Origin of the sequence: Halopseudomonas sp. (assembly GCF_041579695.1) — a bacterium.
Lineage (GTDB): Bacteria > Pseudomonadota > Gammaproteobacteria > Pseudomonadales > Pseudomonadaceae > Halopseudomonas.
Window position 1 is genome coordinate 27,081 of sequence record NZ_JBFGFI010000015.1, and the last position, 23,902, is coordinate 50,982.

Here is a 23,902-nt window from a genome sequence, read left to right on the forward strand (position 1 = left end):
CAATTTTATTAACGAATGATCATTTGCAGCATCAGTTGCGACTTGTCTTGATCAGGCACGACATCCTTCATGGTACCGGCCGCCACCAGGCTGGCCGAGAATCTGTTATTCCAACGAAAGTTGAGACCCACACCCGCGCTGGCTAAATCCACATCTTCAGTACCCAACTCCATGGCTCGACCATAATCCAGAAAAACAAATGGCTGCCAACGCTCGCTGTAGCGCCAAACTGTCTCCACGCTGAGATTGACCCCCCACGGAGAAGCAATAACGCCCGGATCATAACCACGCATGCTGCTGATGCCGCCAAACTGCTTGAGCAGCGAAGAAGGCAGCTCCTCCTGCTTAGTTGCGTACTGCCACCCAACTCTTCCGCTGAGCTCATAGAGCGCCCCCAACGCCCGAGCCGCGAACAATTCACCGTTAAGCAGCGTAAAGTTCCCGCTGTCTCCAGTGATTTTGTTGTCAACCGAGGCTTGTCGGAGCCGCTGCTCGTAGCGCACGTACCAGGGTTCGGATCGATATTCGAATTGACCTTTGAAGGTCAGCTCCTGAATATCCAGTTCGCTCAGCGCCAACCCCTCGATCGTATTTTCAGATGTGAGCATCCCGTAACTCGCTCCACCCAGTAATAGCCACTTTTCTGAAAGCCACCAGGGCTGATCAAAACCCAACGCATAGTTATTCGATTCACCTTCAATGTTTAGTTGCGCCAGCGGACCCTGTTCTATTTGCAGTGTGTTGTGCCCGGCCTCGAACCAGACCATGCCATTTTTTCGGGTGACCGGCCTGGAATATCGAAGATTGTAATACTGGGTGCCTTGGGTACCCACTAGAACAAGTCCAAGGTTGTCGGCCACGCCCGTGGGCGAGAACCAGTTTAACGTGCCCCCTAGCTGCTCCCGCCCCGAGCTTTCGTTGCCATAATTATTAGCAAACAATGACCAGGCGACGCGGTCCGGCTCGAAGGTTGTAAGGTCCACCCGGGTGGTACCAAAGCGTTCGCCCGGAGCAAGGCCAGCGCTCACTTGAGGCCCTGGGGTGGTAGCATTGAAGCGTCGAATGTTATCAATCAGCAGCGGACTGTCGAGCACGACTCCATTTTCCAGATCAAGACGTTCTCGATAAAAACGCTCTTCAACGAATGCCTGTTCACCCACGATATTGATCGAATCCAGCTTGGCCTCAACTAATACGATGCGCAAACTTCGATTATCCAAAGACTGCGGCGGGACTACCGCACGGGCTGTCAATTGACCCAGTTCGCTGTAGCGCTCATTGATCTCACGGAGCAATTGGTTAATGTCAGCAAAGGTGATTTGGCGACCGAGGTAATCGGCCGCGAGCGCTTGCAACTCAGCCTCAGCAAGGAATACCGACGCGTTGAAGCTGATTTGCTCCAGCACAAAAGGCGGACTGTCATCGGGTAACGCATCTGAATCCGCGGGCTGCTCACCTTGCAGAGCCGGCACTTCTATCCGCTTGGCTCTCTCCTCGGTCAGTCGCTGCTGTTGCGGACGCTCAATCTGTTCGCGCAACAGATTTGGATCAATCAGACCGGGTGACAGCGCCTGTGCCGCAGACCCAGCTGCGAGTAATCCAGTCCCCAGACCAACAATCAACGCTGCACTGTACCTGGCCAACTTATTCCCTGTCAGATTTCCCACGACTGCTCCTTATCACCGCCATTTTCAGAGAGGGCCTGCGTATCGAGATTCACACTTTGACCTCCCTCGCGTGCCTTCACATCCTGCTCAGACGTTGGCGCATAACCACCTAGCTGGTTCATCAGCTCGCCCAAGCGCAGCAGAATATTATCTGGAGTCACCAGCAACGCTGCAAAGGCCGCGGCGGTCATGTTCTGGTAATCAACGCTTCCGTCCTGATGTCCTTCAACAAAATTCGGCACCCGTACCTGATGAGTGAAGTCACGCTGCAGCACGTAGCCATTGGTATAGGTTTGTAAACCGCTCTGGTATAGCCAGAACTCCTTGTCCATTTCGTAGATCTGGACATTGGCTGTAGCCCGGTAGCCTGGGCTCAGGTTATCTATTGTCACCACAGCCTGGGGCGTAGTAAGGAACAGGTAGTCGACATTGGTGGCTGCCTCAAAGTCCACTTGTAGAGCCGTTGTATCAAACCCGGTGTAAGCCGTATCAAGCCCGCGCACCACAATATGCGATGCATCGATTCGGGTGATAAAGCGCTCTCCCGGACCACCAATATTATTGAGCCCAGTCACATTCAGCATGAGCAAGCCAGTGTTATTGTGACGACCGGCAAATTCAATGTCCTGTGCCTTCAGGTTGGCAGACTCACCGATACTGGCGTCCCCGACGCGGATGGCCTGACCGGATCGCAAATGCATAGTCGGCGCTATGGCCTGCTGCAATTCAACCGTCGCCGGAGAAGCAACACCGCTGCGCCAGCCCGCATTGACTTCAAGGCCCTGATCCGCCTGGATACTAATGCCTCGGGTGTCCAACAGGCTGTCCAGTAACGCCTGCCCCTCGGCCAGCACGCGATCAAAGCCAATCTGCTCATCTGCCAACCAGTTCTGGTCGCCGCCACTGAGGCTCTCGCCAACTCGAATCGAACCCCGCGCCAGCAGGTTTATATCGTTGGCAGCACGCAGACCGGCAAAGTCCAGACTCAAACCATCAGCCTGAATACGCCCCGCTGCTGCGCCCACATCTTTAGCACTGATATCACCACTGGCCAGCAATCGCACATTGCCGTTCAGCGCTTGACCCTGGTAGGGAATCGCGGTGGACAACACATTGCCACCTACGCGAATATCGCCATCAGCGGCTTCGAGCAGTATCTCGCCACCGGCCAGCACATCCTTGTCAATGTTGATCGCCTGACCGGAGCGGATGCTCAGGTCGCGACCGGCAACCGCACCCAGCAAATCAACCGTACCGCCTACCACGAAGGTCAGGTCGCGCCCCGCCTCGGCGGTTCCATTGACATCCAGATCCCGACCTACACCAACGGTCAGATCGCGGCCGGCCTTGAGTGAGTAACTGCCACCGAAGCGTACAGTCGGCATGACCAGATCGCGATTGGCCAGAATCGCTACGTCGCGATGCGCCTGCACCAGTAAACCGGTCATGTTGCCTTGGCTTTCAGCCGCGTCACCGTTGGCTTGAAGATAGATATCACCGGCCAGACTTTCAGCCCGTCCGAAAAACAGGTTCCGGCCTATCATGCGCACTTCGCCGACTGCTTCAGCATTGCCGCCGAAAATATCGCCGTCGGTCTGAACCAGAATATTGGCGTCGGAATACAAATGGGCAGGCTCCAATACGCCCTCGGCGTCAGGATCGGCCAACAGTCCGAACTTGATGGTGCCAAGGGAACCGGCTTCAGTAGTCAGCGTCAGATTCTCACCACTACGGCCACTGAACAGTGACAGGTCACCCAGGCTGTGGATGCCAAGGGTTTCGCTCGCTACTGCCTGGCCAACATCAACCGAGCCTGCACGCAGTCGGATAAGCCCCTGGGGGCTCAGCAACTGCGCCGCACCAAATTGATCTGTAGCCTGCAACAGCAGGTCGCCGGTGCTGCTTTGTAAACGCCCGAAAGCAAGGTTTCTGCCACTGGCCAAAACGTCGAGCTCAGCCTGGGCGTTTCCTCCGAAGACATCTCGGTCAGCCTCGATACGCAGATTTTGGGCACTGTAAATATGGCTAACATTCAGATCCGCTAATGTCACAGCAGGCGTTCCAAAACGGATATCGCCATTGGAACCGACGACCGTTTGCAACGTCATGTCAAGGCCTGAGTCGGCCGCACCCAGGGTCAGATTGCCGTCGACGATCATGTCGAGGGTATCGCGGCTGCTGGCCAAACCAACTCGGGCAGCATCCGCCTGGAGGTCAATAAGGCCCTGGGGCGTACGCATTTCAGCCACGTCCAGGCTAAGCAGATCGGCGACAATATCGCCATTGCGGGCGAGCAGGCTCCGACCAACAAAATCTCTGCCATTGAGCACGATTCCCTCATTGGATTCAGTGCTGTCTACAGATAGACGCCCCTCTATTACAGCATTAATCTGACCACTTGAGCTGATGGCGCTCAGGTTCACCTGACCAATACTTTGAAGCTGTTGCTGTCCGTTCAGAGTGGTCAGTTGGCCGGCATTGACATGCCCCAGCATGCGCAAGAAAAGATCGCCATTATCGCTGCGGACATTCAGTTCATCTGCCCCTACCCGCAGATAACGCGTTGCTGAACCAACATTGCCCCTAGACTGTAAATCCATCAGTCCGGCAGCAAACCATTGATCACCATCAGTCAGCTGACCGAGCGCGGCAGCCTTAAGGCTGATACCTGCAGACGTGTTGGTGGCAGTCACATTGCCCAGACGAATCTGATTGCCAGCCATAGCTGACAAACCGTTATTAGCCGTTATTGCGGCCCCTTCGTCGGCAAGCCAGTCATTCTGCACATCCAGCACCAGGGAGCCCAAGGCCCAATCGCCTGTCTGTTGCAGGTTGAACAGGTTAGCCAGATCCAAACGCCCGCCCACATTGACGCGGCTCAGGCTTAGCACACCCGGGGTCGAACTCAAACCCTGTATACCCCCCAACCAGGCGTCATCGGAAATGTCTAGGGTCACCGTATTGGTCGGATTGGTTGCCAGATTGAGCCGCTGACCTTCAAGACCCGCCTGCCCGTCGACTTTCAGTTCGATGTCGCCGCCGGCGATATGCTCAACTTCCTGCCAGATCCCGGCAAAACTGTTGTCCTTTACAAGCAGAGCACCTCGATCAACCTGCAAGTTAACGCCCTGACGACCCAATAGGTAATCTATCGTCAGGTCGCCATCGTGGATCAGACCCAGACGCTGGGCTCGCGCGGTCAAGACGCCCGCAACCTTCAGGTTCAGCGCCTGGGTCGGGGTACCGATATCACCACCAGCTTCCAGAACAACATCGTCCCCATCCAGCACAACACCCGTGGCATTGGCACTGGTGATGCTGCCATCGGTCTTGATTTCAATTCGGCCACCTTGGACATCAAAAATATTGAAATCCCGTGTACCACCCAGAAAAATATCCGTATCAGAAGTAGCCCGGATAAGCCCTCGCGCATCCACATCCAGATCTTCGCGCTGGATGATGTTGATGATATTTGGATTGCCCTCGTCAAAAAAGATATCGTCCGCTTCAGCGCTGGCTAATGCCAAGCGCTGCTCAGGACTCAAACCCGTAAAACCGTCAGTCAGATCAATAACCACGTTCTCTGCCAACGTGCTCCCAATCTTGTTGGCCTTCAGGGTGATATCACTGGCCTCGATATTTAAATCTTCGACCTTGCCAGACCCGCCACCTTCGCCGCGGAACAGGCCGCGCGAGACGGAAAACAGCAACTGCTGTTCAGTCCAGGAAGAGCCGGTTTCGACCGATTCCAGCTCTTGCGCGCCCAATTCGTAATTAAAAGCGGAGTTGTAATCCTCCCCGCCAAACTCGGCGTGCAATGATTGGTACTGCGTTGCCAGATCTGTGCGATAGCTTTCCAGCTGTGCGTCATCCCAACCATACAGTTCGCGGAACTGGTTTTCCTGGGCAAGATTCAAGGTAGGACTGAAGTCTTCTTCATAGGGATCGGCGATAAGCTCACCCCCTTCCAGGCGCAGATTACGCAAACTCCAGTAACGGCTGTAACGGGCATTACCCGCATTGACGAGCGCCGTCTTCTGTTGCTCCAGCGACTCATCGGCGGCTTCACCCGTCAACTGGACGCTGCTCCAGAGAGTGCGCATTTCTTCTGGCGAACGTACGTCAAACCGGTCGTTGGTGTTGGCGTCTACCAGGTCACCATCGCGTACGTTGATCCTGGTATCACCACCGCTGAATACCTGATTCAACGCCAGATCACCGGATATTTCTTCGACGGCCACATCGCCTACTGCGCGGGCCGTGAACAGCGCCGGAGCTGAAGACGCCCGGGCTTCTCCCCGGGTATTGTCGGTATTGATCAGCAGCGGGCTATCCAGACTACCAACCGAACCTTGGGTACTGGTCAGGTTAATTGCGTGACCGCCAATAACAACACCACTGTTCGCAGTAATATTCCCCTGAGCGGCAAGATTGACGCCACCGCCAAAGGCAATCAAATTCTCCAGTCGCACACCACCATTCAGGGCCTGAACGTTTACATCACCAGAGGAATCGTTCACGACACTGAGGCTGCCTGAACCCAGCTGCACGTTCACCGACTGCACGCCGCTGCCGATGCCGCGAGAGGTATTCAAGGTCAGGTCATCCGCCGCTACCACAACCTCTTCCGATGCCTGCAGAAGCTGATTGAGGGTCGTGATCGAGGTCCTGCCTGTCTCATTGAATATGGATCCGACCAGCTCCACACTGCCGAACGAGGCCAGGTTAACTTCACCGGTATCATGTCCGATGAAATTGATATTGATAGGCAAATCTGCTCTGACTATGTTGCGTACGATTTCCTTGTTGCTGGTGACCCTGACCTCTCGCTCATGAAAGCGTGTTACCTGACACCAGATGAAATGCTCGGCACAGCTGGTTCGGTAGGTTTTTTCCGATTGCGGTTCATCAAGCTGCACTCGCGTTACATCACGGTAAACGCGCCCTGCCACCAGATCAGGGTAAACCCGCAAATCCAGGAATAGGCCAGGGTTGGTATCCTTGAATATATCAAACTGGAGTTTTTCAAAAAAATCCAGATCATCGATCTTGGCCTGGTCATATTCCCAGTAGGAGCCACGATGATCCCCCATGTACTCGGCGCCTTCGATGAGGCGAGGCTCACCGGAATACGAGGCGACACGCTCGTTGTAATCCCACGCTCCTACCTCCACCAGTTCCCAGAACTCATCCACATAACGCTCGAAAATTTCAGTCACGCTGAAATCCTGGCCTGTCAGCCAGACATAGCTACGCCCCTGGCGCACTGCATATTCGGTAGAACGCGTATCACTCAGTGTGTCGATTAGGTACGCCGAGTTGGTTGAAACCTCATTACTGGCGCCCCGGTAGACTTGGATGTTATCGCCAATGCGCGTGTATATCGTTGAGGTAACCGTATCCGTGCCCTTGAAAGCGCCGGTGAAGTTCACGTCATTCAATCTTAATGTGCCTTCGACTCCCGAGCCTAGATCAATACCACTGATCTGAAGCGTTCTAGCACTGTTGTTGGCCACATTGACGCGACTGAAACCGTCAAGCACCTTGATCTCACCATTACCGGTGCTCATGATATGACCGGTCAGTTCCATATACCCGCCACCGGCCTCTACGCGGTCCATCAACAGGTTGTTGTTCAGGAAGTCGAAACTGTAACCGACTCGGCGCTCGCGGCCGCTAGTGGTCTTGACCTGAAAATAGCGTTCGCCCGTACCTGCGTTATAGGCGGCCTTTGCCGCTTTGAAATCAGCATTGGTGGCTTCGTCAAAATCACTTTCATTGATTGATAGATTCCAATCCGCTACCCCGCTTTGCACCAGTCCATTGATGTTGAGGTACTGGGCACTGATCGCTACGTTGTTGCCCGCGACAGTACCAGAGCCCGTTGCAGGGGGCGTCAGGCTGCCGCCACTGACATTCGAACTGGGGTCACCACCGATAGGCAGGAAAGGTTGGGTTGCGTTTTGCACAAAATCTCGCCCTGCATCAATACTGATACTCTGGGCTCGCACATCACCGTTGATGTAGATACTGCCGTAACTGGCCGTCAATTCGACGTTGCCGCGCAAATTACGCACAGCTCCATTGATATTGATATCTGGGGCGGGCAAAGCAATGGTGGTCCCGTTGGCCCGAGTAAAGGTGCCCCCGGTCGCCGGGTTGTAGCTGTTATTCACGGTAATCTGCGGAGCCGGGGAATTGCTGGCGATGGTTATCTCGCCAAAAGCGGCCGTTGGAGCGGGCGAAGGCAGTGGATCAAAAAGGACAGTTCGCGCGCGATTGGCTTCGACGATGCTCGCATTGCCGGTCATTGATGCATCATTGAATAACAAATGACCGCCTTCGCGGTTTGGAATCTCGAGATTGGTGATACTCAAAAAAGCGGCGCTTTTATTGTCAATATCAATCCGCGCGTCACCGGGTGCGCGCAAACCCCCGGTGCCCACCAACCTGTCTGACTTCACAAAGATATTGCCTGGTCGGGCAATGATCGGGTCAACTTCCAGAATCTGGATCGTTATGTCCTCGGGCAAGCTATCGAACACAGCGCCACCGCTGGTTCTGACGTCACCACCCATCTCCTGATAGAGGTTACTCAGACGTCTGCGCAACAGACGAAGTTCGGCTTCAATAGCAAGGCGATCCTGCTCCAGTACACCGTAGTCTTCAAGCTGTCCAACCAGCTCACGTTCGCGTGCGCTCAGGGCTTGCATGTAGCCACCGGTCTGCAACCTGTAGGTAATGCCATCGCTGACCTCACCCACCTCCAGGCTGGCCTCACCGGTAACCGGATCGAAAATCAAACGCTCGATTTCAAGTATCTGATTATTGAAGATGCCTGTGTGGATATCACCGTCAATCCGCACATCCGATTCGCGGTTGTTGGCGATAAAGTTATACTCGATATCCAGCGATACCTCGCCAGCGCCCACAAGCGAACCAAGCGCATTAGCCGTATCCTCTGCGGCCTTACGGTAAAGATCCTTGCCGATACCCTGCCCGGTCAGGTCACCGAAACCCCGGTTCGCATAGGCGTAAACATCACCGACACTTTCTACCAAAGCCCCGGAGGCGACCGTAATATCCTGCTCACGGTTGTAAATAGCCTGGGCCACCGGATCGGTCTCGACCGGGAAAGCTGTTTTATTCCAGATGTCAGTCCGGGCCACCAGTGTGGCCTGGTTGGCACGGCCAGGTACGGCGGTTTCAATTTCAACGGTCTCACCATCAAGATCGACTTCGAGGGTAGTGCGCCCCGGAATATCCGAGCCTGCATACAGCCTCACATCGCCATACCCACGAAGCTTGGCGTCGCTTTGCACATCAACCCAATGCTCGGCCGTCACCTTGGCGAGACTGAACCCCTGCGCAGCCCCAGCCGCACCATAGGCCTTGGTATTGGCACTGACATCGATATCCGAGACCGTATTGGTCGAGAGCGTCAGGGTACCAATACTGAAAAGTTCAGCATCTTCACCGATCCGCACCAGACTATCGGCTTTCTCAACCTCGACCTGCGACTCAGCCCGGGTAATCGCGATAGCGCCCCCCGCATCCAATTTGACACGGTCCCGGGCAAAGATATCGTTAAAGGCCTGGATGAGCATATTACCGGGGTTACGCCAATCGCCCACCACGGCAAGTCGTGCACCGTTACCCACCAGCGCCTGAGTGTTCAGCTTGATATTGGTAATACTTTTGGCCGCAGGCAGATCCAATACGCCACCTGACCCGGAGGACACGTTGAAATCAGGGCTGGCTGCCTTGATAAAGGTGCCCGATGCAGTCTGTTTATAATCAGCTGCCTCAACAAAGGAGCCGGACAGCAAACTGCTGCGCACTTCCAGATCGACCGTATTGGTCGCAAAAGCACCGCTGACGCCAACCAGGCCAGCATTGGTACTGTCAACGAACGCATTGGCCCGGCTGGTATGACTGGCATCCAACACGAGGCTGGCATTATCAATAGCCGTGTCGCCCAGGCCACGGGCCAGCCAGTCAGCCTGCGTCTTGCCTTTATCCCAGGTATTGGCTGTAGCAGCCGCGCCACTCACCAGACCACCCTGGCCCGCTACACTGCGTGCTTCTGAATCATTGGTAGCCACAGCCGCCACGCGGACAGCGTCATTGTTACCAGAGAAACGGCTATTGATCTGGGCTTGGGTCTGATTGGTTGAGCCTGCTTTGGCAAGATGGGCGCCTAGGCTCAATAATCCTATTGTTACTCCCGCTGTGTTCGCGCGCTGGCGGCTGTCGGTATTGGCTACCAGCGCCCAGCTAGCATCCTGTCCAGCCAGTGATGTCCCCTTCAACTGGCTACTGGAGGAGGTAAAAATACGACTATGGGTTGTGTTGATAGCCCGGGCAACAACCGCATTGGCAGAAAGACCAAGCCCTCCCACAACGCCAACCCCCGAGGCCCTCACGGTATCTGCGGTGCCAGCGCGCTCTATCGCCGCACGCAAAATAGCCTGATGAGCCGTCAAGAGACTGCCCTCATTCACATTTACATACGCCTTTGCATCCGCGTCGGCTAAAAGCACGGTTCCGCCCATGGCGACGCTGCCGCCCACAGCAACGCCCACGCCCCGCACTTCAAGGCGCGGTCTGGCGATGGCCGACAAGTTGAGCGTCTGAGCTGCCAGTTGAGCGTTCGCGCCGACATTCAGTGTTGCACTACTGTTATCTAGTGCCGATGCTACCGCAGCCTGAACGCCAGCAAGTAGGCCTCCGGAGGCGCCCTGTACTACAACCAGACTGCCCCCCTCCGAGATGGCAGAAAGACTCAGTGCTCGCTTAGCATCCAAGCTGGCATTATCAGCCACCTCAAGTGTCACGGTGCTGGAGCGCTCGCCAATTCCGACCACCACGCCAGCAGCACCACCCACCGCAAGCTGCCCTCCAAGTACCTTAATATCCAGATCAAGACCATCACGTGCCGAAGCGTTCATGTTGAATTTCGTTTCCAGCTCTCCACCCAGAGAGGCCGTTACGGTGTTCTTCATCACTGCCGCACCGACTCCCGCGCCCAACCCAGCAGCAAATCCCGCTGAGCCTGTGTAGGCATCAACCGCAACGGCAGGCTTGTCGCTCAGCAGCCTGAGGGCATCTGCGGCAACATCCAGACTGTTACTGTTGAGCTGTACGGGATTGATTTCCGCACTTATCTTTGAATTGGAAAATGTGAGAGCGGCAGCCCCGCCCACGGCAGCCGTGCCGGCAAGCTGAGCTGAGCCTGCCAGGTTACGACTATAAAGTGCATCAGTCGCCTTGACACTGACCTTACCCCCTGCATCGACACGGCCACCTTGTACCCGAGCCAGTGTTTCATGCTTGTAGATATCGCCCGCATCGAGTCGTGCGGAGCTTGATCCAATACGGCCTTGCTGGTTGATAAAGGTGGTATCTGCTGTAGTGCTTCGGTTCGTCTGCTGATACTGACCCGTATCCTCATCCAGCACCATGGTCTGGTAGGCGGTCTCCACCACAGTACGCGCCGTAAAGTTATCGATCATCGAAAGAGTGCCATTGCCGCCGGCATCCAGCTCGTCAAGCGCGTCAACATCATCAGTTTGAGTGGTGCCGGAACCCAGCATCATCATGCCGATGCTTCCGCCCAATGCTACCGTGCCGCCGACCCCCCCAGATACGGTGGACAGTTGCAGATCGCTTTCCCTGCGGGCCAGGACGTCTACAGCGCCGGTTACCCAGGTCTGACTGTCCAGTAGCATCGCGCGGGTAGCGTTGTTCGCCACCAGAATGTTGGCACTGGCACCCAGAGAAATACCACCAAGCGCGGCCGAGCCCGCCACACTGTTAACATTTAGGCGATCAAAAGCATCGATCTTGAGACTGGCCGCACGCCGACCGCTACTGCCAATATCGACTAAGCCCACACCTGCTTCGGTTACGTTCTCAATAATCAGCATATTGACTGAACCGGCGGCAGCTGCGCCGCCACCGCTGATGCTGACGCTCAATGCCTGCGCATCAGTCACGCTATCCGCTTCAACACTGACTGCCCCGCCTGTCATTACCCGGGTACGACCCTCGGTGCTGCCCGGTTGTGCACCCAACCAGGCGCGCACCATACTGTTGTTATAGCCAACACCCACACCCGCTCCTGCGCCCGCAACACCGCCACTGGCAGTATTGGCAGACGCTGACAGATAATTTGTAGCGTTTGCATTGACCGCTAGGCTGCCTAGGGTCAACAGGCTGGCATCATCCACCAGGGCCTCAGTGCTGCCTTCCAGCACCAGTACACTGGCACTGCCGGCCACGCCAACGATGGCGCCAGAGGCGCTGACGACGATATTGCTGGCAGCCCGGGTAGACCGCGCATCGACCCGTGTCTGCCCACGACTGGTCACTGTGGCACCCCTAATCCGTGCGGTCACATCGCGACTGATCACGCCGGCATCAGCGGTCGCGGCTACCGCAGCAGCCCCCAGAGATAGCGCCCCATTCAATACACCACCAAAGCTGTAGGTGTGAGCATGAGCTGCCACACTGACTTGCTGTGCCGCAGCGGCACCCGCATTATCCTGGTTGATCAGCGCCTGATCGATGGCCGCCAGAGTCGAACCGCCCAACACACTGGTGTTACTGATGCCGCCAATCGAGGCGCTCGCAATAGGCACCAGCGAGACCGCCGCGCTGACGCTCATCTGCCCGGCCTGCTGTAGGGTCGTCGCGCGCACTGCAATACCGCGAACGGTCTCCGAGCCGGTCTGTAAATCGGTTACTGGATTGAATGCTTTCTCATCAGCCCACAGCTGGGTATTGGGAGCATTGACTATCTGACCGTTATTGACCGAAACGCCAGTACCCAGGGCCAGCGCCGTCACGCGTGTGCTGGCGCCGCGTATGGCTGCCTCGGTATCACTCTTGATCAGATTGACGGTGAGAATACCGGACACGGCAGCATTGCCACTGCCAGCAACGACCCCTGCATAGGAGTCAAGAACATCGCGATTGAAGGCCACCACGGCTACGTTATTCTGCGCCACTACGCCGGCACCATCGCTGACCAAGGCACGGGTTGTGGTATCCAGCATGCTGGTGGCAACACCGCCATTGGCTGCCGCGGTACCCGAAAAGCCGCCCGATACCGAAAGGGTCTCTATGCTGGCGTCCGAACGTGCATTGACGGCGAGATCATTCAGCGCAAAGCCTTCACCGTCACGCAATCCTTTAAGGCTGGCTTCGATAGTGTTGGCCACCCGGTTTGTTGCTGAAGCCACGCCCACTGCCGCGACGCCGGCACCGGCTATACCACCGGACAAGGAGCGGATCTGGGAGTTATCCGTCGCCTTGATCTGCAAGCTACCCATACTGCCGCTGTTACCAACTACCCGAGTGTAGGTTTTTGCATCAATGTTATTACTAGCATTGGAAAATACGGCGGCGGCCGTTCCCGCACCAGCTCCACTGAGCGAAAGGGTATTGATGCGTGCACCGGTCAGGGCCTCAACCCGCACAGGCGCAGCAGCGGACAGATCCAGTGCAGTATTCTCAACCAATGCCTGACGGAGTTGTTTGACCGTGCTGATAGCCACGGCGCCAGCACCTGCGCCGGTGCCGCCACCCTGGACGTTACCGGCTAGGGTTTTGATATCCACTTCGCCACGGGTGACATCAACCGTCAGTGCTGTGGCACCCTCAACACGGCTGTCCTTGATGCGGGCCGTTTCTTCACCTTCAACAACGTTGACAGCAACGGATGCGCCTGCTGCCGCGGTACCGGCACCACCACCGCCGAGCGCTGCTGATCGAATCAACGCATCGCCGCCGCTGATCAGTGACAGAGCTCCGCTTAGCACCAGCTCCGCATCATCAATTTCGGCAATACGCTTGGCCAATATGACGTTATTGACATTCGCTACGCCCAATGCGGCCTTACCAGCGCCGTTGAGAACCAGACCGAGACTCCAGATGGTGCGCTTGCCGTTAGCAGCAGACAGACTGAGGCTATCAATAGTCAGCGCGCTGGTCTCAATAGCCGACCGCGCGCTACCTTGCAGAATATTGGTAGCTGACGCGCCGTTGAGCGCTACTGTCCCAGCGCCACCCCCGGCCACAGCGATTGAGTAAATGGATTGCGCACTGCCGCTGCTCAGTTCCGCACGGGAAAAATCCGCAACTGAACTGTTGCCAGTGATCAGTGCCGAACGGTCCACACCAATGCTGTTATAAGACACTGCCCGGCCCACTGCCGCAGTTCTGCCCCCGGTGACCGAACCGGCTAGCGAAGCCAGCGTGAGGCCTTCACCGGCACTGGCGTCGAGATACAACCCAGAGCTATTGGTGGAGATCAGGCTTGAATTGCTGATCTGAACCCTGTCGCTTCCACCAATGGCATTAAAGGAATAAGAGCCTCCAACGCCAGCGGTGCCGCCACCCGCCGCGTCAATCCCGACGCTCCAGATTTCTCCGTCAAGCGCCGATGTCAATGTCGCATCACCACTGAGATTGACCGTACTATCAGAGATTGTTGACGCGCGCTCGGCGCTCACCTGATTGACTGCTACTCCAGCGCCAAGACCAACGCTGCCACCACCCGCTGCGAGATTGAACGCCAAGGACCATATGCTAGCGCCCAGTTCAGGTTGACTCGCGGCAATACTCAAGCTGTTTGCAGTCAATTGTGCCTGGCGCAACTCTGCCGTCGTTGTATCAGCAATCCTGTTGTAGGTCATCGCCCCGCCAATGCCCACGCCGTTGCCGGATACCGTGCCAGACAGTGCTGCCGTAATAATCTTGCTCTGCTGCGCTGCATTGAGGATTGCATCGCCTGCAAGCTGGTAGACGCCCCCCTCCACGAGCGCACTGGCGCTCTGCTGCAGATCATTGATACTGAAAGCACCACCCACTGCGGCTGTGCGTCCGCTAGCCGAAATACTACCGGCAAGCGAATAGAAATCACCGGTTTTAAGTGCTTCTACAACCAGATTATTGGCGACCAGTGTGCGGTCTGTCATATCCAGTACGGTGCTGACCGCACCACGTCCGATCACTCCCGTAGCAGAACCGGAAACCGATAGATTGGTACCGCCACCCACTCCCACAGCACCCGCCAGCACATCAGTCCCGTTAAGCGCAGCCAGATCCAGGTCGCCGCCCAGGGTGATATCGGTATTGGCAATTCTGGCAGCGTAATTGCTGGCGTTATGAACAACACCAAAAGCACCACCCGCTGCCGCCTTGCCAGAAGTACCGGCAAGCGAACCGGCAATACCGATAACGGCTTCGCTACCCAACGAGCCGTTATCAAACAGATCGCGCGAAGTCGTATCGGATCCACTTTCCCCCTCTACCACGTTGGTATCAATACCCTCGGCAGTCTCTGCAAAGAGCGCGTCGTCGGTTTGAGCCTGAACATCAATATCGGCAGTGGTAGTTACACCACCCAAGTCCAAGCCACTACTACTGAGCGTTCCACCTGCTGCTGCATCATGCTCAAAAATACTGTTCAAAGCATCCGTGACAGGCACACTTGCCGCCGCCACGGACACATTAGCGCCGGAGAGGGCAGAGTCACCCGCAGCGCTTTGGTCAACCAGTGCATTGACGGTATTTTTCATACTGACAACAAAGAGTGAGCCCGCGGCAGAAGCGCTGCTCGGGCCCGTGCTGGCAGCGGTACCGAGAGCACCGGCCAATACTCTGGAGGCACTATTGGCTTTGACATCAAGGGAAAGAAAATCTGTCGCCGAGCTGCCCAACCATCGGGCTTCGAGGGTATTGCGCATGTCGGCAATCACCAACGACCCGCCCGCACTGCCACCGCGCTGGGTACTCAATGCGAAAGCACCACCACCCAGCAGGTTTCGCGAGCGGTCGTAGGCGTTGACCGCGATTGTTCCTGGATCGACCACCCGCTGCGAAATCGCTGAATCGACTACACTGGCGCGGGTCTGATTGGCGAACAACCCAGCCGATCCCGATAGCGCACCGGCAATGTTGGTCCTGCCCCCGCTCGCCGCTGACAGACCCAGGCCCAGTGCGACCTGATCGCCACCACTGGCGGCCTGCACATTCAGTTGGTCGTTGTCGTTGAGCGATGCGTCAGACAGTGTGGCTTCGGTCAGGTTGGTGAGCCTATTGAATGCCATAGCGGCGGAGAGGGCTGAACCAAAACTGCTTTTCTGACCGCCGCCAGAAAGCATCAGCGCCCCGGCCCCGGCACCACTGAGCTGGTGGGTCTGATTGAGCGACAGAACGTTGACCCGCGTGCCGTCAGTGTCACGCGGGTCCAGTACGATATTGCCCAAATGACTGCGATTCTTCTGCGCTACGGCATTGACGCTGCCAGAGGCTGCGGCAGCGAGACTGAAAGCTTTTACCGGATCGCCACTCCCTCCCGGGCCGCCGCTCGCGGTCAGGAAATCACCCAGCTTGCTCCAGAATCCATCAACGAGATTACCCAGGACGGTCCTGCCCTCGTCGCCCGACGCATCGCCAGATAGGGACAACTCACCCGTCACCTGCGACAGACTCTCAGTCAGGGCATCCTTTATCGCATCGCCCAACCCGCCTGCCTGTTCCTGACTTCGCTCGTCAGCGCCACCGCTTCGCGCGCGTAACCGCTGCTGCTCTTGCGTTTCACGCTCTGAGCGAGCGCGGGCACCAGCAACGGAAAAAGCCCCGCTCTGACCCGAACTCTTCGCGCCGAGCACCAGGTCATTGACCTTCCAGACACCCACCCCGGCGCTTGCCAGACCCCCACCCAAGGATGCTGGACGCCAGTTATTGCGACCCTCTGTGCGCAGATTATTGTTTCCAACCAGGGCGTAGACATCGGTGTTGACCAGATTAATGGCCAAGCTCGAACCCACCCCAATATTTTCCGCCGCCGCCAGAGTGCCTGAGGCGCTCCAGACTCCGAGCGCATGTTCCGCATCGAGACTCACACGATTTGCGTCGACACGGGCACTGCTATGCACAGAGGCATGGACAGTAGCATCTACTCGATTGACCACAAAGGAGCCATTGCCGGCAATACTGCCACCTTCACCGGCTGAGGGGCTTAACCCGATAAGCATCTCATCCTGCAGCGCGCTGACGTCCAGCGCCTGGGCTGCGACGGACCCGTCAGCACCTATACCGGCAACCGCTCGGTTGTTGCTGACCTGTACATTAAGGCCGGCACCCACAACCCCTCTATCGCCCGTCACACCAAACAGCGCATCGAAGTTACCCGCTATCGCTAATTGCTCCAGCTGATTGTTCGCTTGAACACTGATCGGCGCGTCCCAGGACCAGCTCTCGCTGATCAGTGGCGCGCGCCGCGAATCTGCAGTATCAGCGGGCAACAGAACAAGGGGGCTGGAACTCCATGGTGCGTCGCCCGCTGCAGTGGAGGTCAGGTTTACGCTGTCGCCAACCCAGGCACTGGCGTCGGTTTTGTTGCGCAAGACAGAGAGGGAGCCCGCCATCGAAAGCGAATCGGCCTCGCCGGTAGAATTGGCATATTGAGTAGAAAGCTTACCAATGATGCCTAGCCTCTCGACTGCCAGCAGCTTGAGATTGCTGAACACCTCCTCTAGCGAACTCCAGCGATCCAGGCCCCGCAGGTTCAGCGGCTGATCATTCCTGGCGCCAACACCGATACGAGAAGCCGTGATATCCGTACCGTCACCGATCAATGCACGGGCGGTCTGATCCAGCTCACTGTAAACCGCTGCCACACTGAGGCTCGCCACCGCGCCGTCGACGGTGCCGTCATCGCGCTTGGCAGAGGCATTGACCTTGCTCTGCGCGCTGTTGTGCATATCGCTCTGGCGCTGGAGCGCCTGAACCGCAAGATCGCCCCTGAGATCGACATTCGGTGCCGCGTCAGCAGCACCCAATACAGCTTGAACCTCATGCTCTGCCATGCTGATAGCCAGCGCCGAAGCGAGACGAAAGCGACTATCGGTCGCCGTCGAGGTGCCGTCATCGTCAGTATTTGCTGACGGGTCTGGGCTGAACAACTCGGCAACCGAATCACCAAGGTAGTGGGTAACCTGAGCAGAGTCGCGCTCGGCTGATCCGCTCCTGAGCCGATCAAAAATCCCCCGTTCGCCCGGCTCTGGCGCGTCGGTCGCCCCTGCTTCGACGCTGACCGCAAGATTCTGGCCATGCATGATGTTCGCTGCGCTCAGATTCAGATTCCGCGCATCGACAAGATCGGCACTGAACTGCGCAAGCGTTTTGCTATTGAGAATCGACAGGCCGACAGCCGGACCGCCGACGGCGCCGTCACCACTGGATTTGAAACTGACCGTATTGCCCAGCTCCTGCTCGGTAACGGCAGTTACGTTGACGTCTTGCACCACATCCAATAATGCACCCTGCTCCACTGTGGCGCGGGTCTCGGTATCTGTCAGGAGCATACCGACAGCCAGCCCCATGGTACGCAGAACATCGCCATCGGCATCAACACTGTTTTCGGCAGAGGTAGCGAGCTTCACGTTGTTCCGGGCATGCGCCATGACCGACAGATCCCGTGCACTGTTGACGCTTGCGCCGCTGTGCACATCGACAGAGGTCACACCGGAAATTTGGCCATAATTATTACTGAAACCAAAGGGCGTGCTGTCGCTCAGACCCGACACTTGCCACATGGCGTTGTTGACTGTGCGCTCTGAAAGCGCCCGAAGATTGATATCGCCCGCAGCTGCCAGCACCGCAGTGGAACCTATCGTGATGGTTGAATCAGCCTTGGCCAGGGAGGCGGACAGCTCCGGCACCAACGAGACCAGCGACGAAAACCTGTCCGGCGCGTCAAGAAAGGCTTCCGGATCGTGACTGGCGGCATTGCCGTAACGGGTGACAGGCGCATAGAGCCTATCGAAAACCTGTGCCTCGGTTTCCTGATCGCTCCATCCTTCCCGGGCCTGTAAAGCATCAATATCTGATTTGAGAGCGCCCGACTCAAGCAGTGAACCAACCACCTCACGTGAGATTTCAGCGCGGCTCTGCGCCTTCAAATCAATACTCTTGCCAGTCAGGCTGCCCTTGACGTCGATGCGTGCACTGGCTTGTGCGTCGCCAGCCAGTTGCCGGTTGGTTGCCTCAGCACTGAGCGTCAGGTCGCCTGCACGATCGCCGCTATCAGCGTGGCCTGCATCAAGCTGAACATCGGCACCCACAACGATTTCAGCCTTGGCTCGATTTTCAGGCAACCAAGGGTTGCCTTGGGCATTTATACCCAGCTCCAGCTCATCCAGCGTCTGCGGCTCGGCAGAGGCATCACAGAATTCACAGCTTGTGTCACTGGACGCCCCAAGCGTGATGTCTCCTGCCCGGCCCGAACCGGTAGCACTGGTGACCAGTCTTGCATTGTCTTGAAGGTCAATGCTGGGAGCCCCTATGCGGATATCACCTGCATCACGGTCCCCATTACCCCGACTATCAATTAATGCCTCACCTGACAGAGCCACAGAACGCTTGGCCTCAAGCTGAATGCTGGCGCCACTCTGATCAGCCATCAATGCTGCTAGCTCACCGCTGAGCTCGACTGTATCGGAAGCTGTAATAGCGATACCGCCATCACCCCGAGCGACGCCCTCCCCAACGGCCAGACCATCAGTATTAACCGTACTGGCGAAAACACCCTGGGCAACGTCCGTAGACGCTTGCAGACTGGCAGCGGCTTTAACCAGAACAGACGCACCATGTAAATTGATGCTGCCGTTGCTGTTGACCATGCCTTCAATAACGATGGCATTGGATCCATCGGCCAATAATGTGGCGACCGGGAGCTCGCCTGCTGCAAGCGCATCGATATAGGCATTGGCCTCATCAGCATTGACATGGCCATCGACGGTGGCGACGCGAAGCAACTCATCCATAGTCGCCACGTTAGGTGTGGTGACCGTCAGACTCCCGACATTGACAACCCCACTGCTACCGACGACAAAGCCGTGGGGATCAGCGAAGATAACGTGACCGCCGATCTTGCCGTTCTGCAGGCCATTAAGAGTACCGTTAATTTCGGCACGAGAATCATGTACCAGATTAACCAGATGTGAAGCAGAGCCGGGCACATGAAGATTGACTGTGTTACCCGAGAAAACTTTGAAATTGCCGAAGGAATTAAAGCCGGCGTTGCCTCGAACGGTAGCTGTAGTGATGTCGGTAACGTTGCCCGTCACATCAAGAGTGGTTTGAGTCACGCCTGGGCCGGCGACCCGGCCACTGCCGTCATAAACAGTAATGTCATTCGCGGAAACCCAGCCCGGCAACATCCCTGAGGCCAACATAAGAGCGGTCAAGGGGTGGCGGGCGAACTGTCGGGAGCCAAATAATTTACTACCAACAGCCGTTTTTTCACCCGCTCCACGGATCCGCATCGTCAACCTCACTGTCAACCAAATAACTGTTTAAAGTGAATGACTTTAGATAATCTGGTGTGGTGGAGCAACCAGTCGTTACATTTTTCTCAAATTAAATATATAATTTTAACAGCCATTTTTTGACGCCACTTTTCCGGCAATTAAGATTCAATCTAGATAAAAGCCTAACTACCCTTTGTCCAAGACTTGTCCGGAAGTTACACGGCAGGCACTTTATGGATGGATAGAGAAGTTGCGGCGGGTCATCATAATCTTGAAAAAGCCGCACTTCCGAGTTAGTTGAACCGATTCGCTCACTGATATTTGCTTACGAACCGCTTAATGTTGGCTAATACTCAGCGTGGCTTATGCGGAACTTTTGTTCGTCGAACGATTCTCGCTTGATGCATCGACGGCTTGCGTGCCATGCGTTGCATTTTTTCCTTTTCGCTGGTTTTCATTGCCGGCAAAGCTACCGACTCCAGCCCCACTTCCTGGCTTAGCGCGTCAATCTCGTTCTGTTTCATCTCGCGCCAGCGGCCCACAGGCAGCTCCGGCCCGAGGAATACCGGCCCGAAACGCACACGCTTCAGGCGATTCACGCGCATACCCTGGGATTCCCAAAGACGCCGGACTTCGCGGTTGCGGCCTTCCATCAGGCAAACATGGTACCAGCGGTTGATACCTTCGCCTCCTGAGGCAACTATATCGGTGAATCGTGCCGGACCGTCGTCGAGCATGACGCCGGTTTTCAGACGCTCGATCATCTCATCATCGACTTCGCCCATGACCCGCACCGCGTACTCCCGATCCATCTGGTAGGAAGGATGCATGAGACGGTTGGCGAGCTCGCCGTCGGTGGTGAACAGCAGCAGACCAGAGGTATTGATATCCAGCCGCCCGATGTTGATCCACCGCCCGTGCTTAAGCCGCGGCAGGCGATCGAAAACGGTCGGCCGACCCTCAGGGTCATCGCGCGTGCACACTTCACCTTCGGGCTTGTTGTACAGCATGACGCGGCGGGCTTCTTCGTTGGCGATGTCGCGCTTGACAGGGCGGCCATCGACCAGAATCTGATCAAGGCTGTCGACCCGCGCGCCGAGACTGGCAATCTGGCCGTTGACGCTGATGCGTCCGGCTTCGATCCAGGATTCGATTTCGCGCCGCGAGCCCAGTCCGATACGAGCCAGGACCTTTTGCAGCTTTTCCCCGGTGACGGGGTTTGAGGGATTGTCTGTCATGCTGTGCACCTCCCGGTGTGATGGATAATTCTTGACCGGCAAGCTTACCACCGTGCCCGTTGGCCGACCAGCCGATTGTCAGCGTCCGCTACTGTCCCCGTCCTGATCGCCACTGCGCTCATCACTTTCATTGTCAGAATCGGCGTCACCCGGCCGCAAGTCATCGAAGTCGGTCTTGATATTCGACTCCATTGAGCCCAGCTCGGCCATAAGCGCATGGAAGCCGGTCTCGGCCGCCTCCCGATCCAGCGGCTGCAGCGGCTCAAAGGGCATCCACGGGGTGGACGCATCCTGATCGGCGTCGGCGCCTTCATCCTGCAACCCCAGCTCGGGCTCCATCTGGTCGAGGTCACGGATTTCCGCCAGCGACGGCAGCTCACTTAGACTGCGCAGGTTGAAATGATCGAGAAACTGGCGGGTTGTCGCATACATCGCCGGCCGGCCTGGCACGTCACGGTGGCCGACCACGCGCACCCATTCGCGCTCGAGAAGGGTCTTGACGATATGACTGCTGACAGCCACGCCGCGCACATCCTCGATCTCGCCGCGGGTAATGGGTTGGCGGTAGGCGATCAATGCCAGGGTTTCGAGCATGGCCCGCGAATAGCGTTGCGGCCGCTCTTCCCACAGCCGGCTGACCCAGGGCGAGAAGGATTCGCGCACCTGCAGGCGCCAGCCACTGGCCACTTCGCGCAACTCAATACTGCGGCCCTCGTAATGGCTGGCGAGACTCGCCAGCGCGCCGCGCAGCTCATCCAGACTCGGTTCGCGGCCTTCATCGAACAACTCGCGCAGGCGGTCCAGGCTCAGCGGGCGCCCCGCAGCCAACAGTGCGGCTTCCACTATCTGTTCAATCGTCGGCTGGGACATCGTCACCTCGCACCTTTACGTGAATGGGTGAAAAGGCATCACCCTGGACCAAGTCAATCAACTGCTCCTTGACCAGCTCCAGAATCGCCATGAAGGTAACCACTACCCCCAACTTGCCCTCCCCCGCAGTAAACAGGCTGACAAAGGGCACGAATTGCTGCCCCCTGAGGCAATCGAGCACCTCAGCCATACGCTCACGGGTTGAAAGGATCTCGCGGGTCACCTGATGACTTTCGAACATGTCGGCACGGCGCAGTACTTCCGAGAGCGCCAGCAGCAACTCCTGCATGTCGACCTCCGGGTGTGCCCGGCGGTTCTGCACCTTCGGCGCTTCGGCGCTGGCCACCGCGGTATCGCGACCGACCCGACTCAAACTGTCGATATCCTCGGCGGCCTGCTTGAAGCGCTCGTACTCCTGCAGACGCCGGATCAATTCCGCCCGGGGGTCGTGCTCTTCGTCCTCATCCTCGGCATGCCGGGGCAGCAGCATGCGCGACTTGATTTCGGCGAGCATCGCGGCCATCACCAGGTATTCGGCTGCCAGTTCCAGCCGCACCACCTTCATCAGCTCGACATAGCCCATGTACTGCTTGGTGATTTCGGCGACCGGTATTTCCAGGATATCGATATTCTGGCGACGGATCAGATAGAGCAGCAGGTCGAGAGGCCCCTCGAAAGCTTCAAGAAAGACTTCCAGCGCCTCGGGCGGAATGTACAGATCCTGGGGAATTTCGGTGACCGCTTTGCCATGCACCATGGCAAAGGGCATTTCCTGCTGCCGGCCCGCGACCAGTTGCGACGGCAGGCTCGCGGCCACCTGGGGCGTCACGATGACGGGGCCCGGCTGCGGTTCCTGCTCGTCGCGGCTCATCGCTTACTCCCGGTACTGCAGGCCCATGGCCTGACGCACTTCAACCAGTGTATCGCGGGCTGCTTCACGGGCGCGCTCGGTGCCCTCGTTGAGAATCATCCGCACCGCATCGGGGTTGGATTCGAAGTCGGCGGCCCGCTCCTGTATGGGGGCAAGCTCGGCAACGATCGCGTCTATCACCGGTTTCTTGCAGTCCAGGCAACCGATACCGGCGCTACGACAACCCTCCATGACCCATTCGTGGGTGGCCTTGTCGGTATAGACCTGATGCAGCTGGAATACCGGACATTTGGTCGGCTCGCCCGGATCGGTGCGCCTTACGCGCGCCGGATCGGTCGGCATGCGCCGGACCTTGCTGTCTACCTCGTCACTGGTGTCACGCAGGGTGATGGTGTTGCCGTAGGACTTGGACATTTTCTGACCGTCCAGCCCGGGCATCTTGGAGTCCGGCGTCAGCAACGCCTGGGGTTCGGGCAGGATGACCTTGCCGCCGCCCTCCAGGTAACCGAACAGACGCTCCTTGTCACTCAGCGTGATGTTCTGCTGCTCTTTGAGTAGCGCCCGTGCGGTATCGAGTGCTTCGCTATCGCCCTGCTCCTGGTATGCCTTGCGCAGCTTGCTGTAGAGCTTGGCCGTTTTTTTGCCCATCTTGTGCACTGCGGATTCGGCTTTCTCCTCGAACCCAGGCTCCTTGCCATAAAGATGGTTGAAGCGGCGAGCGACCTCACGGGTAATTTCCACGTGAGCCACCTGATCAGCTCCGACCGGCACCAGTCCGGCGCGGTACACCAGGATGTCGGCGCTTTGCAGCAACGGATACCCGAGAAAACCGTAGGTGGCCAGATCCATATCCTTGAGCTTTTCCTGCTGATCCTTGTAGGTGGGCACGCGTTCGAGCCAGCTGACCGGCGTGACCATCGACAGCAGCAG

At 57.2% G+C, this 23,902-nt stretch carries 6 protein-coding genes; all 6 read right to left on the reverse strand.

Annotated elements, in window-relative coordinates; genetic code table 11:
• Positions 1–8 precede the first annotated feature (8 nt).
• Positions 9–1,667: a ShlB/FhaC/HecB family hemolysin secretion/activation protein gene (locus ABYA88_RS05370; protein WP_373185941.1), complete on the reverse strand. Its 1,659-nt coding sequence runs from the start codon at positions 1,665–1,667 to the stop codon at positions 9–11.
• On the reverse strand, positions 1,655–19,831 hold the full coding sequence (locus tag ABYA88_RS05375) for a leukotoxin LktA family filamentous adhesin (protein WP_373185942.1): 18,177 nt from the start codon (positions 19,829–19,831) through the stop codon (positions 1,655–1,657). The genes ABYA88_RS05370 and ABYA88_RS05375 overlap by 13 nt, the downstream gene beginning before the upstream one ends.
• 515 nt (positions 19,832–20,346) lie before the next feature.
• Positions 20,347–21,231 carry a 23S rRNA pseudouridine(2605) synthase RluB gene (gene rluB / locus ABYA88_RS05380; RefSeq protein WP_373185943.1) on the reverse strand — a complete coding sequence of 295 codons (885 nt, stop codon included), beginning with the start codon at positions 21,229–21,231 and terminating at the stop codon, positions 20,347–20,349.
• A gap of 78 nt (positions 21,232–21,309) precedes the next feature.
• Complete coding sequence (scpB, locus tag ABYA88_RS05385) at positions 21,310–22,107, reverse strand: SMC-Scp complex subunit ScpB (protein WP_373185944.1); 798 nt, start codon at positions 22,105–22,107, stop codon at positions 21,310–21,312.
• The gene (locus ABYA88_RS05390) at positions 22,082–22,870 is read right to left on the reverse strand and encodes a ScpA family protein (protein WP_373185947.1); all 789 of its coding nucleotides are present in this window, start codon (positions 22,868–22,870) and stop codon (positions 22,082–22,084) included. Before ABYA88_RS05390 ends, scpB begins: the two co-directional genes overlap by 26 nt.
• A 105-nt stretch (positions 22,871–22,975) precedes the next feature.
• On the reverse strand, positions 22,976–23,902 hold a 927-nt coding region (locus ABYA88_RS05395), incomplete at its 5' end, for a tryptophan--tRNA ligase (RefSeq protein ID WP_373185945.1).